This window comes from Curtobacterium sp. MCSS17_007 (assembly GCF_003234175.2).
Classification (GTDB): domain Bacteria; phylum Actinomycetota; class Actinomycetes; order Actinomycetales; family Microbacteriaceae; genus Curtobacterium.
The window spans coordinates 686,443-700,974 of the sequence record NZ_CP126257.1 but is presented as its reverse complement, the minus strand read 5'-3'; the positions used below and the strand labels follow the sequence as shown (position 1 = coordinate 700,974).

Sequence of the window (14,532 nt, the reverse complement as noted above, 5' to 3'; positions counted from 1 at the left end):
TCAGCGCGCGCGCTCAGCGCGAGCGGGAGAACGCGGCGTCGAAGGCCGCGTCGGGCGGCGCGATCGTGCCGAGCTTCCGGACGAAGGCCAGCGCCTCCGGGCCGCCGACGAGTCGGTCCATGCCGGCGTCCTCCCACTCGACGCTCGTCGGTCCGTCGTACCCGATGTGGTTGAGCACGCGGAACACCCGCTCCCACGGCACGTCGCCGTGCCCCGCGGACACGAAGTCCCACCCACGGCGGGGGTCGCCCCACGGCAGGTGGGAGCCGAGTCGACCGTTGCGGCCGTCGAGCTGCTTGACCGACTCCTTGCAGTGCACGTGGTACACCCGGTCGGCGAAGTCGAGCAGGAACGCGGCGGGGTCGAGGTCCTGCCACACGAAGTGCGACGGGTCGAAGTTGAACCCGAACGACGGCCGGTCCCGGAACACCTCCAGTGCCCGCGCAGCCGTCCAGTAGTCGTAGGCGATCTCGGACGGGTGCACCTCGAGCGCGAAGCGCACGCCGACCTCCTCGAACACGTCGAGGATCGGCGACCAGCGGTCGTGGAAGTCCTGGTACCCGGCCTCGATCATCGCCGGCGGCACCGGCGGGAACCCGGCGACGGTCTTCCAGATCGAGGACCCCGAGAAGCCGGTGACGGTCGACACCCCGAGCGCCGCGGCCGCACGGGCGGTCCACTGCAGTTCCTCGGCCGCCCGCTGCCGGACACCCTCGGGGTCGCCGTCGCCCCACACGTGCGGTGCGAGGATGTCCTCGTGCCGCTGGTCGATCGGGTCGTCGCACACGGCCTGCCCGGTCAGGTGGTTCGCGATCGTCCAGACCTGCAGCCCGTTCCGCTCGAGGACCGCCTTCCGGTCCGCCACGTACTCCGGGTCCGTCGCGGCGCGTCGGACGTCCAGGTGGTCACCCCAACAGGCGATCTCCAGCCCGTCGTAGCCCCACTCGCCCGCCAGGCGTGCGACCTCCTCGAAGGGCAGGTCCGCCCACTGCCCGGTGAACAGCGTGACCGGCCTGGAGGCGCGGCGCACCTCGGTCTCGCCGGTTCCGTCCGTCGTCGTCATCGTCGTCGTCCTTCCTCGCCTGTCGTGTCGTGTCGGGTCGTGCTGCTGCCGAGTCTGGCTCACCAGGACCCGGGTGTGGCGCCTGCCGGCACGGTGTCGGGGCGCTCGACGCGCGAACGGACCTCGACCACCGTGTGCTCGCGGGCCGCGGTGGAGACGGCCTCCATCACCTCGAGCACGTGGAACGCGAGGTCCCCCGACGCCCGGTGCGGGCGGTCCGTCGCGATCGCGTGTGCCATGTCGGCGAGGCCGTAGCCGCGTCCGGCGTCCTCGTACCCGGCGCTCGTCGGCAGGTCGCGCCACTCGCGGGTCGAGGCGTCGGCGATCGAGACCGTGTCGGAGAACCGGTTCGGGTCGGGCACGCCGAGCGAGCCCGCGGTCCCGTACACCTCGAACAGCGGCGCCCGGGTCGCCCAGACCTCGAACGACACCGTGACCGTCGAGACGACGCCGTTCGCGTGCTCGAGCACGGCGACGACGTGCGTGTCGATGTCGACCCGGAGCGGGCTGCCTGCCGCCGGCCCCGTCCCGATGGTCCGCTCGCGGTCGGACCGGGTCGAGGCACCGCTGACCCGGACGACCGGGCCGAAGAACGACACGAGGCTCGTCAGGTAGTACGGCCCCATGTCGAGCAGCGGGCCGCCGCCGGGCTGGTAGTAGAACGCGGGCGCCGGGTGCCACAGCTCGTGCCCGGGTGCCGACCACGACACCGCGGCCCCGACCGGGGTGCCGATCGCACCGCTGTCGAGCGCCTGGCGGGCGGTCTGGATCCCGGTCCCGAGCACGGTGTCCGGCGCGCTGCCGACCCGTAGGCCCGCGCGGCGGGAGAGGTCGAGCACGGGCTGCGCCTCGGCCGTCGACATCGCCAGCGGCTTCTCGCCGTACACGTGCTTGCCGGCCTCGAGTGCCCGCGTGGCGATCTCGGCGTGCGCGGCCGGGATCGTCAGGTTGAGCACGACGTCGACGTCGTCCGCGGCGATGAGCTCGTCGACGCTCGTCCCCCGCACGCCCTGGGTCTCGCCCACGGCACGCGCCCGGTCGACGTCGATGTCCGCGACGGCGGTGAGCTCGAGCCCGGGCAGCGCCGGGAAGTGCTCGAAGTACTGCTGGCTGATGACGCCGACGCCGACGACCCCAACCCGCAACGGTCGGTCGTTCACCGGGCTGCCCACAGGAGTCCCCTCTCGATGATCGTGCGGAGCGGCTGCGACGCGACGACCTCGAGCCGGTGCCCGGGCGCCGAGACGAACACGCGCCCCTGCCCCCACTGCCGGGTCCAGATCGCGGGCGCGGTGACCGGGCGGTTCCAGGCGTCGAAGTCCCGGGCCTCCTGCGTCGTCGTCGCCAGCACGTCGTTGTACTCGTCGGAGAGCACCCAGTACTGCTCGGTCACGAGGTCGAAGTCCTCGATGCCCTGCGTGATCGGGTGCTCGTGCCCCGCGTCGGTGATGTGCACCGTGTACGGGATGTAGTTGTCGGACTGCTCGCCGGTGCGCTCCGACGGGTGCTTGCCCGCGTGGTGCGCGAACTGCCCGCCGATCATGTGCAGGTAGTCGGCGGTGTTCCGGAACGCGTCCGCGATCCCGCCGTGCCAGCCGGCCAGGCCGGCGCCGCCGAGCACCGCCTTCTGCAGCCCGGCGAACTCGTCGTCCGCGATGGTCGACATCGTCACGACCTGGACGATGAGGTCGACGTCGGCCATGGCCGACTCGTCGGCGTACACGGCGGTGCCTTCTTCGACGCGGACGTCGAAGCCGTTGTCGCGGAGGAACGGGACGAACAGGTCGGTGGTCTCGACGGGCATGTGCCCGTCCCAGCCACCGCGGACGACGAGGGCGTTCTTCCCGCCGGTCATCGGATCACCGTCCAGGCGCTGCCGTCGGCGGCGCTGCGCTCGACCGCGTCGAGGACGCGCTGCACGTGCAGGCCGGCCGCGAACGACGGTTGCGGGTCGGTGCCGGCGACGATCGCCTGCACGAAGTCGGCGACCTGGTGGCTGAAGGTGTGCTCGTACCCGATGAGGTGCCCGGTCGGCCACCACGCGGCCATCCACGGGTGCTCGGGCTCGGTCACGAGGATGCGGCGGAAGCCCTGCTCCCCCGCGGGCGCGGACGACTCGTACAACCGCAGCTCGTTCATCGACTCGAGGTCGAACTGGATCGCCCCCTCGGACCCGCTGACCTCGAGCGTCAGGCCGTTCTTCCGGCCGGTCGCGTAGCGCGTGGCCTCGAAGGAGCCGATCGCGCCCTCGGCAGCGCCACCGGTGAGCCGACCGAGGAAGAACGCGGCGTCGTCGACGGTGACCTGCCCGCGCTCGCTCGACGCGGTGCCGGAGAGCCCGACGCCCTCGGCCATCAGCGGGCGCTCGTGCACGAAGGTCTCGAGCGTGCCGGACACGGTGGACAGCTGTGCGCCGGTGACGTGCTCGACGAGGTCGATCGCGTGCGCACCGATGTCACCGAGCGAGCCGGAGCCGGCGAGCGCCTTGTCCAGGCGCCACGTCATCGGGCCGTCCTCGTCGGCCAACCAGTCCTGCAGGTAGAGCGCGCGGACCTGGCGGACGGTCCCGATCCTCCCGTCCGCGACCAGCTGGCGGGCGAACGCGATCGCCGGGACGCGGCGGTAGCTGAAGCCGACCATCGCGCGGACGCCGCGAGCGGCGGCGGCCTCGGCGGCGGCGGTCATCGCCTCGGCCTCGTCCACGGTGTTGGCGAGGGGCTTCTCGCAGAGGACGTGCTTGCCGGCCTCGAGTGCGGCGATCGCGACCTCGACGTGCGAGGACCCGGGCGACACCACGTCGACGACGTCGATGTCGGGGTCGGCCACGACCTGCCGCCAGTCGGTCGATGCGGCCTGCCAGCCGTACTTCGCACGCGCGGCCTCGGTGCGCTCGGCGTCGCGGCCGACGACCACGGCCATCTCGGGTTCGACGCCGAGGTCGAAGAACCGCGGGGCGGTCCGCCACGCCTGGGAGTGCGCCGCTCCCATGAAGCCGTGCCCGACCATGGCGACGCGCAGTCGTCCCGGTCCGTGTCCGTCCTGTGCCATCCACTCGCTCCTTTGCGATCCGGTGTTGCCAGGATCCACCCTACCGCTTATGTTGGGCGCGGCAACATTTTGTTTCGACGACGAACGGTGATCCACCATGGCAACGACGCCCACCCGCGACGACAAGTTCTCCTTCGGTCTCTGGACCATCGGCTACAACGGCTCCGACCCGTTCGGCGGCCCGACCCGTCCCGCGCTGGACGTGGTCGAGGCGGTCGAGAAGCTCGACGAGCTCGGCGCCTACGGCCTGACCTTCCACGACGACGACCTGTTCGCCTTCGGCTCGACCGACGCCGAGCGCCAGGCGCAGATCGACCGCCTCAAGGGTGCGCTCGACTCCACCGGCATCATCGTGCCGATGGTCACGACGAACCTGTTCTCGGCGCCGGTCTTCAAGGACGGCGGCTTCACCTCGAACGACCGGAACGTCCGTCGCTTCGCGCTCCGCAAGGTCCTCCGCAACCTCGACCTCGCGGCCGAGCTCGGCGCGAAGACGTTCGTCATGTGGGGTGGCCGCGAGGGCTCCGAGTACGACTCCGCCAAGGACGTGCAGGCAGCGCTCGAGCGCTACCGCGAGGCCGTCAACCTGCTCGCCCAGTACGTCACCGACAAGGGCTACGACATCCGCTTCGCCATCGAGCCGAAGCCGAACGAGCCCCGCGGCGACATCCTCCTGCCGACCCTCGGCCACGCGATCGCCTTCACCGAGACGCTCGAGCGCCCGGAGCTGTTCGGCATCAACCCCGAGGTCGGCCACGAGCAGATGGCGGGCCTGAACTTCACGGCCGGCATCGCCCAGGCGCTCTACCAGGGCAAGCTCTTCCACATCGACCTCAACGGGCAGCGCGGCATCAAGTACGACCAGGACCTCGTCTTCGGTCACGGCGACCTGCAGAACGCGTTCTCGCTCGTCGACCTGCTCGAGCACGGTGCCCCGCAGGGTGGCCCGGCGTACGACGGCCCCCGTCACTTCGACTACAAGCCGAGCCGCACCGAGGACATCACGGGCGTCTGGGACTCGGCGAAGGCGAACATGCGCATGTACCTGCTCCTCAAGGAGCGCGCGCAGGCGTTCCGCGCCGACCCCGAGGTGCAGGAGGCCCTGTCCGCCGCGAAGGTCGACGAGCTGAGCACCCCGACGCTGAACAGCGGTGAGTCGTACGACGACTTCCTCGCCGACCGCTCGGCGTACGAGGACTTCGACGCCGACGCGTACTTCGGCGGCAAGGGCTTCGGCTTCGTGCGCCTGCAGCAGCTCGCGATCGAGCACCTCATGGGCGCTCGTTGAGCCAGCAGCTCGTCGCCGGGGTCGACTCCTCGACCCAGTCCTGCAAGGTCACCATCCGTGACGCAGGCACCGGTGCGGTCGTCCGGGAGGGGCGCGCGTCCCACCCGGACGGCACGTCCGTCGACCCCCGCCACTGGTGGGACGCGCTCGGCTCCGCGATCGCGGACGCCGGCGGGTTCGACGACGTCGCCGCCGTCGCGATCGCCGGGCAGCAGCACGGCATGGTCGCGCTCGACGCCGACGGTCGCGTGGTCCGCGACGCGCTCCTCTGGAACGACGTCCGCAGCGCCGACGCGGCCGCGCAGATGGTCGAGGAGCTCGGCCGGGAGGCGTGGGTCGCCCGCACGGGACTGGTCCCGGTGGCATCGTTCACCGGCACCAAGCTGCGGTGGCTGCGCGACGCCGAGCCCGAGAACGCGGCGCGCGTCGCCGCCGTCGCGCTCCCCCACGACTGGCTGTCGTGGCGGTTGCGCGGGTACGGCCCGGCCGACGAGAGTCCGCTCGGCCCCGACCTCGACGCCCTGGCGACCGACGGCTCGGACGCCAGCGGCACCGGCTACTGGGACCCGGTGCGCCGGGAGTACGACGCGGAGCTGTTCGAGCAGGCGCTCGGGAAGCCGATGCGTCCCGCTCAGACCGGGGACGACGACGCGGTCGTCGTCCCGCGGGTCGTGGCTCCCGACGAGGCGATGGGCACGCTCGACGTTGACGTCGACCTGCCGGGCGGCGCGGTCGCCCGTGCCGGACTCGTCGTCGGCGCGGGCCTCGGCGACAACGCCGGCGCTGCGCTCGGCCTCGGGCTCGGCCCGGGCGACGTCGCGGTGTCCCTCGGCACGAGCGGGACGGTCTTCGGGGTCACCGACACTGAGGTGACGGACCCGAGCGGGACCGTGGCGGGCTTCGCCGACGGGACCGGGTCGCGCCTCCCGATCGTGACGACGCTCAACGCGGCCCGCGTGCTCGAGGTGATCGGCGGACTCCTCGCCGTCGACCACGACGAGCTCGGCACGCTCGCACTGCAGGCACCGGCGGGAGCGGACGGGCTCGTGCTCGTGCCGTACTTCGTCGGTGAGCGGACCCCGAACCGGCCGGACGCGACCGCGTCGCTCGTGGGCATGACCCCCGCGACGACGGACCGGGCTCACCTCGCCCGCGCCGCCGTCGAGGGCATGCTGTGCGCCCTGGCCGACGGGCTCGCCGCGGTCGAGGACACCGGCGTGCACGTGTCGCGACTGCTGCTCATCGGCGGCGCCGCGCGGAACGAGGCCGTCCGGGCCGTCGCCGCGCAGGTGTTCGGCCGCGACGTGTCGATCCCGGAGCCCGGCGAGTACGTCGCGTCGGGCGCCGCTCGGCAAGCCGCGTGGGTGCTGACCGGGAGCCTGCCGTCGTGGGAGGTCTCCGCGACGGTCGTGCCCGCGGACCCGCACCCCCAGGTGCTCGAGCAGTACCGCGCCGCCGCACGCTGACGCGCGGAGCACCGCCACACCCGCGGACCTGATGGAATCGGGCGTACCTGGTCGGAACATCGGACCAGGTACGCCCGATCCGTCTCGGTACGCCCGGAACAACCCACCACCACTGAGGACTCCCGATGCCGCTCACCGACCTGCCCCTGGACCAGCTCCGCGCGTACCGCCCGTCCGTGCGGCAGCCCGACGACATCGACGCCTTCTGGGCGGACACGATCGCCGAGGCACGGGCGGCCGGCGCCGGGACGGAGCCCGTGCTCGTCGCCGCCACGACCCCGGTCAGCGCACTCGACGTGCAGGACCTGACGTTCCCGGGCTTCGGCGGCGACCCCGTCCGCGCCTGGGTCTCGCGCCCGGCCGGGTCGACGGGCGACCTGCCCGTCGTGGTCGAGTTCATCGGGTACGGCGGCGGTCGGGGCCTGCCCGGCGAGCGGGTCTCGTGGGCCCTCGCCGGGTACGTGCACGTCGTGATGGACACCCGCGGGCAGGGCAGCGGCTGGGGCACCGGTGGCGACACCCCGGACCCGCACGGCTCCGGCCCGAACGGCGGCGGCTGGATGGCGAGCGGCATCAGCTCGCCCGCCGAGCACTACTACCGACGCGTCTACACGGATGCCGTCCGACTCGTCGACGCGGTCCGCACGTTGCCCGGTGTCGACCGGGACCGCATCGCGCTGACCGGCGGCAGCCAGGGCGGGGGCATCGCGATCGCCGCGGCCGCCCTGGTCGAGGCGCACACCGCACCGCTCGTCGCCGTGCTGCCCGACGTCGCCTTCCTGTCCGACTGGGAGCACGGCACCGACGTCGCGGTCGGCGGCCCGTACCGGGAACTCGCCCAGTACCTCGCCGTGCACCGGGACGCGGTCGAGACCGTGTGGGACACCGCGGCCTACTTCGACGGCGTGAACCTCGCTGCTCGGATCACGGCCCCGGCGCTGTTCTCGGTCGCGCTGATGGACGACGTGGTGCCCCCGCGCACGACCTTCGCGGCGTACAACGCGCTCGCGTCGGCGGACAAGCACATCGAGGTCTACCCGTACAACGGCCACGAGGGCGGCGGGTACCGGCACTGGGAACGACAGGCGGTCTTCCTCACCCAGCGGCTGCGTTGAGTGCGTGACTCGTTGAAGTTATCAGCGCGCGGGTGCCGTTGATAAAGTTAACGCACGCGCTCCCCGGTGACGAACCCGTTCCAGCCCGGCTCCGACGTCGTCCCGGACGTCTGGGCGGGACGGGTCGAGCAGCTCTCCGACTGGCGGGACGTCGTTCGCCCGCGTCGGCACGCCGGACTCTACGAGACCGGTCGCCCGTTCCTCTTCCAGCTCGCCGGCCAACGAGCCTGGAACGCGGGCACCTCGCTGGTGATCACGGACGACGACGTCCGCAGGGGTTGGCAGGGGGCGGAGAGCGAGGCCTCGGCGCACGTCGAGCGCATCCTCAACCGACTGCCGTCGCGCGAACGTGAGTTCGTGGAGGCGATGGCGGCACTCACTCCCTCCGAGCGGACGCTGACCACCATCGCCGACCGGATGGGCCTGCCCTCGGCCGCCAACGTGGGGCCGTTCTCCCAGCGGCTGGACACCGTGCGGGGCATCATCGTCCGCGGCAAGCCCTACTCGTTCCGCAACCGTGCCGTCGAGGCGTACCTGTCCACGGACTGGCCGCACGTGCGCTGAGTGACCCCGGAGGCGGTGCTCGAGGCCGCGACGCGCACTGCACCGCTGGTTCTCCGGCGGAGGGCGCAGACTGGCTCCCGCATGCGCAGCGAACCCCGTCCCCCGACCGCCGTCGACCACCACGGCACCGTGGTCGACGACGCCGTCGAGGTCTTCGAGGGCATCTACAGCAGCCAGGACATCAACATCGGCGAGGCCGCGACCGAGGGGTTCTCCTACCGGTACCGCGCGGTCGGCGACGGGCAGGTCACCACCGCGACGTCGGCGGTCGCCGCACGGCGGTGGGGCCACATCGACCCCGAGCGGCAGTACATGCTCGCGTGGGCGACCGGGCCCGGTGTCGTCCTCGACACGGACCGCGCGGATCCCGTCGTCATGCAGCCGAACGTGCCCGTCATGTACCCGTCCGGCAGGACGTTCGCGTTCGACGCCGCCCCGGCCGTGCAGCACTTCGTCCGCTTCGACGGGACGTACCTCGAGTCCCTCAGTGCGGCCGTGCGCGGGGACCTGCCCGGTCCGCTCGACCTGCGGACCACCGCGGACCCCGCCGCCCTCGCGACACTCCGGCGCACGATCGCGAGCGCTGCGACGACCCTGTGGGACCCGTCCGCACCTGCCGGCACGCGCTCGCTGCAGGGCCGGCGGGTCGCCGAGGCCGTGCTCGAGGCGTTCGACGCGACACCGCACTCGGGCATCACCGCCGCCGGACGGGGGTCGGTCCGCGTGGCCCAGGAGTGGATCGCAGCGAACGCCCACCGTCCGCTGACCACCGCGGACGTCTGCCGTGCCACCGGGCTCAGCGCGCGGGGACTGCAGGCGGCGTTCCACCGGGCGGGTGCGACGAGCCCGATGCAGTTCCTCCGTGACGTGCGGCTGCACCGGGTCCGGTCGGCACTCGAGACCGGGGACCCGAGGTCGACGACGGTCGCCGAGGTCGCCCGTTCCTGGGGCTTCGCGCACCTCGGACGGTTCGCCGGCACCTACGCATCGGCCTTCGGCGAGCGGCCATCGGTCACGCTGCAGCGTCGGCGGACCGTTCAGTCGCCGAGCAGCGCACCCACCGCGTCGACGACGACCTGACGCCGACGCGGGGCGGTCACCGCGGCAACGGGGCCGGCGGCCTCGGCGGGCAACGCCGTCCAGAAGCCGGCCAGGTGCACCACGAGCCCGAGGAGCACCGCCGGTCGGAAGCGTCGGGGCAGGACCCCCGCGCGCTGGGCACGCTCGACCTCGGCGACAGCGTCGACGTGCCGCTCGACCAGCGCTCCGAGCGCGACGTCGGGCCGCTCGAGCCGGTGCCACGCCGCGAGCCGCTGCACCCACGGCCGTTCGACCGCGACGTCGTGCAGCCGACCGGCCCACCCCGCCAGGTCCGCGGTGTCGAGCGGCGCGGCGTCGAGCGCCGACGTGAGCTCGTGGACGAGGAGGGCGTCGAAGAGCCCGTCCTTGCCGCCGAAGTAGTGGAAGACCTGGGCCTTGTTGCTGCCGGCGGCCGCGGCCAGGCGCTCGACGCGGGCACCGGCCAGGCCGTTGGCGACGAACTCGTCACGCGCCGCAGCGAGCAGGGTCGCGCGCATCGCGTCGGCAGCAGGGGGCGTGAAGCGGGGCATGCCCGACACCGTACCGATCCGCGGACCGCTCGCGGTGGCGACGCGGCGACCGGACGACGGACGGGAGGCCCGTGGCGGCGTCGCCACGGGCCTCCCGTCCGGCAGGTGGTCGGGTCGACTACTCGGCCGACTCGTCCTCCTCCGGGTTGAAGTGCGAGTCGTCACCGACGAAGCCGGCGGCGACGCCCTCCGGGTGCGCGGGGATCGTCCCGTCCTCGCCCAGGCCGTCGGGCTTCTCGGTGCCCTCGGGGTCGTTGGTGGTGTCGCGGGGGTCGTGTGCGTCGGACATGACGTGCTCCTTCACGGTCTGGTGCCGACCACGCTACGCACGCTCCCCCGGTGTTCCCGGTGCGGTGACGGATCGCGGACCTCCCGCTGCGGGCCGCGCCCGTGTAGCCTCTCGAGCACCGGGACCAGGGGGACGCCATGGGGGACTTCGACGACGACCGACCGTGGGGCGACGACGGGTTCGAGCACCCGCGCCGTGGCTGGTCCGCCACCGCGGTGCGCATCGTGACGCGGTCCGTGACGGCGGTCCTCGCCGCGGTGGACGGCCAGCAGTGGCCGCGGCAGCTGCCGCTCGATCCGCCTCCCGGCCGGGACGACCACCGGCCCTGACGACGACCGTTGCGGGTCAGGCACGGACGAGGACGACGACGGTGACGTCGTCCTCGGCCCGTTCGGCCGCCCGCAGGCGCACCGTCTCGAGGAACGCCTCGAGGTGCCGGGCGCGGCCGAGCGTGCGCGCGAGGTCGAGCAGGGTGTCGATGGTGCCGTCGCCGAGGTCGAGCGCGCCGTCGGTCGCGACGACGAGGGCGTCCCCCGGCTCGAGCACGAGGGTCGTCGTCGAGCGCGGCAGCCCCTCGTGCTGCAGCCCGAGCGGCAGCCCGTGCGAGCGGAGGGTGCGCGGTGGCCCCTCGGCCGGCACGTGCACCGCGAGCCCGTGTCCGGCGTCGAGGATCTCGACGGTGCCGGTGTCGGGCGCCAGTCGTGCGTGGAAGAGCGTGGCGAACGCGCTCGCCCGCACCAGGTCCTCGCTCAGGGCCGGTTCCGCCGCGGCCACCGCCGCGCCCGGGTCGAGGGACCGGTGCTGGCGCAGCGCCGCGCGGATGCCCGCGGCGAGCAGGGCCGCCGGCTGCTCCTTCCCCATGACGTCGGCGAGCGTGAACACGAGCTCGCCGTCGACGGTCGACCAGTCGTGCAGGTCACCGCTCAGGTCCCCGTAGGGAACGGTGAGCGCGGCGATCCGGTACCCGTCGAGGGTGGTTGCAGGCGGGGCGAGCGCCGTCGCCACCTCGAGGAGGCGGTCGTGGTGCAGCCCCTGGCCGAGGGCACGTTCGGCCCAGCGTCCGAGGTCGATGAGCGCCGCCGTGTCCTGCGGCGAGAAGTCACGCGGTCGGGTGTCCATCAGGCAGAGGGTCCCCACGGGCTCGCCGCCGGCGATCGTCAGCGGGACACCGGCGTAGAAGCGGATCCCGCGGTTCACGACCCCCGGCAGACCGGACGTCCTGGAGTCGGCCGCCGTGTCCGGCACGATCATCGGCTCCGTCTGCCGGACGGTGAGCTGGCAGAACGACCACCCGATCGGGCCGGACAGGATCTCGTCGGGCACGTTCGGGGTGAGCGTGCGCAGCAGGTCCTCGTCGAGCACGTTGACGTAGGACAGGGGGACGTCGAAGACCTCGCGGGCGACGCGGACGATCCGCTCGAACCGTTCCGACGGCGCGGCGTCGACGACGTCCAGCGCGGCGACGAGCGCAGCGCGCACACTCCCCCGGTCCCCCGTGCTCATCCGGTCCGTCCCCCTCCTGGTCCACCGATCCGCTGCTGCGTGGTGGAGCAGCCTGGTGCGGTCCGTGGAAGACCCGTTCCACGGTACCCGCCACGAGCCGGGCGCACCCGGACGCCGCCGCGGAGCACCCTGATCCAGGTGTTCCGCGGCGGCGTCGGGTGCCAGGAGCGGATAGTCAGTCCACCGACCAGGTGACGGTCCGACGGTCGGCCGTCGTGACCGCGTGCACGGCACCCGTCACCTGCACGACCGCACGCGACGTGGCCGAGCCGGGGAACTCGTGCCGGACCGGCCCGTCACCGGACGCGACGATCCCACCCGTCTGCAGCGGGCCTCCCGGCCGGGACGCCGCGGCGTCGGACGCGACCCACACCTCGACGTCACCCGGCTCGACCACCTTCCGCACGGCACGGTCGGTGAAGGCGAAGCGCTGCACCGGCACGTCGAACCGGACCCGGGCGGACGCACCCGCCGCGAGCGCCACGCGTGCGTACCCGAGCAGCTGCGCGACGGGCCGCGTGACCGAGGCCTGCAGGTCGTGGCCGTACAGCTGCACGACCTCGGCACCGTCGCGGGTGCCGGTGTTCCGCACCGTGACGGAGGCACTGAAGGCACCGTCGGTGGCGACGGTCTCGTCGACCACCAGGTCCTCGTACGCGAACGACGTGTACGTCAGACCGAAGCCGAACGGCCGGACCGGCGTGGAGTCGGTCGCCGTGACGTCGGACGGACCGCCGAGCCGCGGGTGCAGGTACGAGTACGGCTGCGCCCCGGCCGACCGCGGCAGCGACACCGGGAGACGGCCCGACGGCGCGGTGGCACCGGTGAGCACGTCGGCGATCGCGGGTCCGCCCTCCTCCCCGGGGAAGAAGGCCTGCACCACGGCGGCGGGCTTCGGCTGGTCGCCGTCGAGCGCCCAGCCGATCGCGTACGGACGTCCGGTCGACAGCACGACCACGGTCGGCGTACCGGTCGCGACGACGGCCTCGACGAGCTCCCGCTGCACGCCCGGCAGGTCGAGCGACTCGGAGTCGTTGCCCTCGCCGACCGTGCCGCGACCGAAGAGCCCCGCCTGGTCACCGACCACGACGACGGCGACGGACGCGTCCCGCGCGACGGCGACGGCCTCGGCGAAGCCGGAGCGGTCGTCGCCCTCGACCTCGGCGCCGCGGGCGTACCGCACGGCGTCGGTGCCCAGGGCATCCTGCAGGCCCTCGAGCACGGTGGGGATCGCGAAGCCGAGCGGCAGGCCGGGGTGGGTCGCGAGGACGTGGTTCGCGAACGAGTAGCAGCCCTGCAGGGCCTCGGCGCGGTGGGCGTTCGGGCCGATCACCGCGATCGGGCCCTGCAGGACGGCGCCCGGGGTCTGGTGGTCGCCGGCAGCGCCCGCCGCACCGGCGGCGGAACCGTCACGGGGTGCGCCGAGCGGCAGCACGCCGTCGTTGGACAGCAGGACGAGCGACTCCGCCGCCAGCCGCCGTGCGAGCGCACGGTGCTCCGGTGAGTCGAGGTCGACCCCCGTCGGGGGCTCGTCCTCGAAGACGTCCGGGTCGAGCAGCCCGAGGCGCTCCTTCTGCCGGAGGACACGGAGCACGGCCCGGTCGACGAACGCCTCGTCGACCTCGCCGTTCCGCACCCGCTCGACGAGCGGTGCGAGGTAGGCGTCACCGGTCGGGAGCTCGACGTCGATGCCGGCCTCGAGCGCCATCGCGGCGGCCTCGCCGCGGTCGCGGGCGACGCCGTGCATCACCTCGAGGAAGGCCACCGAGAAGTAGTCCGCCACGACGGTGCCGTCGAACCCGAGCCGGTCGCGCAACAGGTCGGTGAGCAGCGACGCGTCGGCCGCGACGGGCACACCGTCGACCTCGGCGTACGAGTTCATGACGCTCCGCGCGCCACCGTCGAGCAGGGCCATCTCGAACGGCGGCAGGAAGACGTCGGCGACCTCCCGCGGCCCGGCGTGGACCGGCGCGTGGTTCCGTCCGGCCCGCGAGGCCGAGTAGCCGAGGAAGTGCTTCAGGGTCGCGTCGACGCCCGCGCTCTGCACGCCGCGCACGTACGCGGTGCCGACGGTGCCGACGAGGTACGGGTCCTCGCCGATGCACTCGTCGACGCGTCCCCAGCGGGGGTCGCGCACGACGTCGAGCACGGGGGCGAGGCCCTGGTGGACACCGAGCTCGCGCATCGAGCGGCCGATGACCGCGCCGACCTGCTCGACGAGCTCCGGGTCGAAGGACGCTCCCCACGCCAGTGGCGTCGGGAAGGTCGCCGCCTTCCACGCGGCGAGCCCGGTCAGGCACTCCTCGTGCACGAGGGCGGGGATGCCGAGGCGGGTCTCGCGCTTCAGCCGGCGCTGCTCCGCCCACAGCCAGGCGGCGCGCTCGTCCGGCTCGACCGGCCGGGTGCCGTACACACGGGTGTACTGCCCCAGGCCGTGTCGCGTGACGTCGGCGAGCGTGCCGCCGTCCTGCGCGCCGGCCATCTCGCCCTGCATCGGCGCGACGACGCCGTTCTGGTCGAGCCAGTAGCCGACGAGCTGCGCCGTCTTCTCCTCGAGCGTCATCGCGGCGAGCAGCGCGGTCACCC

14 protein-coding genes are annotated in these 14,532 nt (G+C 73.3%); 6 read left to right on the top strand and 8 right to left on the bottom strand.

All coding sequences use genetic code 11. From position 1 onward, the window contains the following. Positions 1-13 precede the first annotated feature (13 nt). The 4 genes from DEJ22_RS03335 to DEJ22_RS03320 are packed head-to-tail and all read right to left on the bottom strand — an operon-like array spanning position 14 to position 4,111. Positions 14-1,063 carry a sugar phosphate isomerase/epimerase family protein gene (locus DEJ22_RS03335; protein ID WP_111226593.1) on the bottom strand — a complete coding sequence of 350 codons (1,050 nt, stop codon included), beginning with the start codon at positions 1,061-1,063 and terminating at the stop codon, positions 14-16. A gap of 59 nt (positions 1,064-1,122) precedes the next feature. Continuing rightward, a complete protein-coding gene (locus DEJ22_RS03330) occupies positions 1,123-2,235 on the bottom strand; it encodes a Gfo/Idh/MocA family protein (protein WP_258379573.1) in 1,113 nt (370 codons plus the stop codon). Then, on the bottom strand, positions 2,220-2,918 hold the full coding sequence (locus tag DEJ22_RS03325; protein WP_111226594.1) for a ThuA domain-containing protein: 699 nt from the start codon (positions 2,916-2,918) through the stop codon (positions 2,220-2,222). Before DEJ22_RS03325 ends, DEJ22_RS03330 begins: the two co-directional genes overlap by 16 nt. Beyond that, on the bottom strand, positions 2,915-4,111 hold the full coding sequence (locus tag DEJ22_RS03320) for a Gfo/Idh/MocA family protein (RefSeq protein WP_258379574.1): 1,197 nt from the start codon (positions 4,109-4,111) through the stop codon (positions 2,915-2,917). Before DEJ22_RS03320 ends, DEJ22_RS03325 begins: the two co-directional genes overlap by 4 nt. Positions 4,112-4,208: 97 nt before the next feature. Between DEJ22_RS03320 and xylA the strand changes: the two genes are divergently transcribed. The 5 genes from xylA (at position 4,209) to DEJ22_RS03295 (ending at position 9,624) form a co-directional block, all read left to right on the top strand. Continuing rightward, the gene (gene xylA / locus DEJ22_RS03315; RefSeq protein WP_111226595.1) at positions 4,209-5,399 is read left to right on the top strand and encodes a xylose isomerase; all 1,191 of its coding nucleotides are present in this window, start codon (positions 4,209-4,211) and stop codon (positions 5,397-5,399) included. Continuing rightward, entirely contained in the window at positions 5,396-6,865 is a 1,470-nt protein-coding gene (gene xylB / locus DEJ22_RS03310; RefSeq protein ID WP_111226596.1) for a xylulokinase, read from the top strand. The genes xylA and xylB overlap by 4 nt, the downstream gene beginning before the upstream one ends. A 125-nt stretch (positions 6,866-6,990) precedes the next feature. After that, complete coding sequence (locus DEJ22_RS03305) at positions 6,991-7,980, top strand: acetylxylan esterase (protein ID WP_111226597.1); 990 nt, start codon at positions 6,991-6,993, stop codon at positions 7,978-7,980. A gap of 66 nt (positions 7,981-8,046) precedes the next feature. Next, the gene (locus tag DEJ22_RS03300; protein WP_111226598.1) at positions 8,047-8,544 is read left to right on the top strand and encodes a hypothetical protein; all 498 of its coding nucleotides are present in this window, start codon (positions 8,047-8,049) and stop codon (positions 8,542-8,544) included. An 81-nt stretch (positions 8,545-8,625) separates the two neighbouring features. Beyond that, complete coding sequence (locus DEJ22_RS03295) at positions 8,626-9,624, top strand: helix-turn-helix domain-containing protein (protein WP_111226599.1); 999 nt, start codon at positions 8,626-8,628, stop codon at positions 9,622-9,624. Here the strand turns inward: DEJ22_RS03295 and DEJ22_RS03290 are convergent. Beyond that, complete coding sequence (locus DEJ22_RS03290; protein WP_146241707.1) at positions 9,582-10,154, bottom strand: TetR/AcrR family transcriptional regulator; 573 nt, start codon at positions 10,152-10,154, stop codon at positions 9,582-9,584. The two genes, DEJ22_RS03295 and DEJ22_RS03290, sit on opposite strands and share 43 nt — an antisense overlap. A gap of 118 nt (positions 10,155-10,272) precedes the next feature. Continuing rightward, complete coding sequence (locus tag DEJ22_RS03285; RefSeq protein WP_181430709.1) at positions 10,273-10,443, bottom strand: hypothetical protein; 171 nt, start codon at positions 10,441-10,443, stop codon at positions 10,273-10,275. A gap of 137 nt (positions 10,444-10,580) precedes the next feature. Here DEJ22_RS03285 and DEJ22_RS03280 point away from each other — a divergent pair, with 137 nt between their 5' ends. After that, on the top strand, positions 10,581-10,772 hold the full coding sequence (locus tag DEJ22_RS03280; RefSeq protein WP_111226602.1) for a hypothetical protein: 192 nt from the start codon (positions 10,581-10,583) through the stop codon (positions 10,770-10,772). Between the two features lie 16 nt (positions 10,773-10,788). Here the strand turns inward: DEJ22_RS03280 and DEJ22_RS03275 are convergent, their stop codons facing one another. Together DEJ22_RS03275 and DEJ22_RS03270 are read right to left on the bottom strand one after the other, a co-directional pair. Beyond that, entirely contained in the window at positions 10,789-11,946 is a 1,158-nt protein-coding gene (locus DEJ22_RS03275; RefSeq protein WP_111226603.1) for a PP2C family protein-serine/threonine phosphatase, read from the bottom strand. Positions 11,947-12,121: 175 nt separating this feature from the next. After that, positions 12,122-14,509, bottom strand: coding sequence for a beta-xylosidase/alpha-l-arabinosidase (locus DEJ22_RS03270; protein ID WP_111226926.1), 2,388 nt, complete (start codon positions 14,507-14,509; stop codon positions 12,122-12,124). Positions 14,510-14,532 lie beyond the last annotated feature (23 nt).

Coding starts and splice junctions, on each gene's coding strand:
- DEJ22_RS03270 (WP_111226926.1), bottom strand. CDS start 14,509: ATGACGCTCGAGGAGAAGACGGCGCAGCTCGTCGGCTACTGGCTCGAC.
- DEJ22_RS03335 (WP_111226593.1), bottom strand. CDS start 1,063: ATGACGACGACGGACGGAACCGGCGAGACCGAGGTGCGCCGCGCCTCC.
- DEJ22_RS03290 (WP_146241707.1), bottom strand. CDS start 10,154: ATGCCCCGCTTCACGCCCCCTGCTGCCGACGCGATGCGCGCGACCCTG.
- DEJ22_RS03285 (WP_181430709.1), bottom strand. CDS start 10,443: ATGTCCGACGCACACGACCCCCGCGACACCACCAACGACCCCGAGGGC.
- DEJ22_RS03325 (WP_111226594.1), bottom strand. CDS start 2,918: ATGACCGGCGGGAAGAACGCCCTCGTCGTCCGCGGTGGCTGGGACGGG.
- DEJ22_RS03320 (WP_258379574.1), bottom strand. CDS start 4,111: ATGGCACAGGACGGACACGGACCGGGACGACTGCGCGTCGCCATGGTC.
- DEJ22_RS03305 (WP_111226597.1), top strand. CDS start 6,991: ATGCCGCTCACCGACCTGCCCCTGGACCAGCTCCGCGCGTACCGCCCG.
- DEJ22_RS03280 (WP_111226602.1), top strand. CDS start 10,581: ATGGGGGACTTCGACGACGACCGACCGTGGGGCGACGACGGGTTCGAG.
- DEJ22_RS03275 (WP_111226603.1), bottom strand. CDS start 11,946: ATGAGCACGGGGGACCGGGGGAGTGTGCGCGCTGCGCTCGTCGCCGCG.
- DEJ22_RS03295 (WP_111226599.1), top strand. CDS start 8,626: ATGCGCAGCGAACCCCGTCCCCCGACCGCCGTCGACCACCACGGCACC.
- xylA (WP_111226595.1), top strand. CDS start 4,209: ATGGCAACGACGCCCACCCGCGACGACAAGTTCTCCTTCGGTCTCTGG.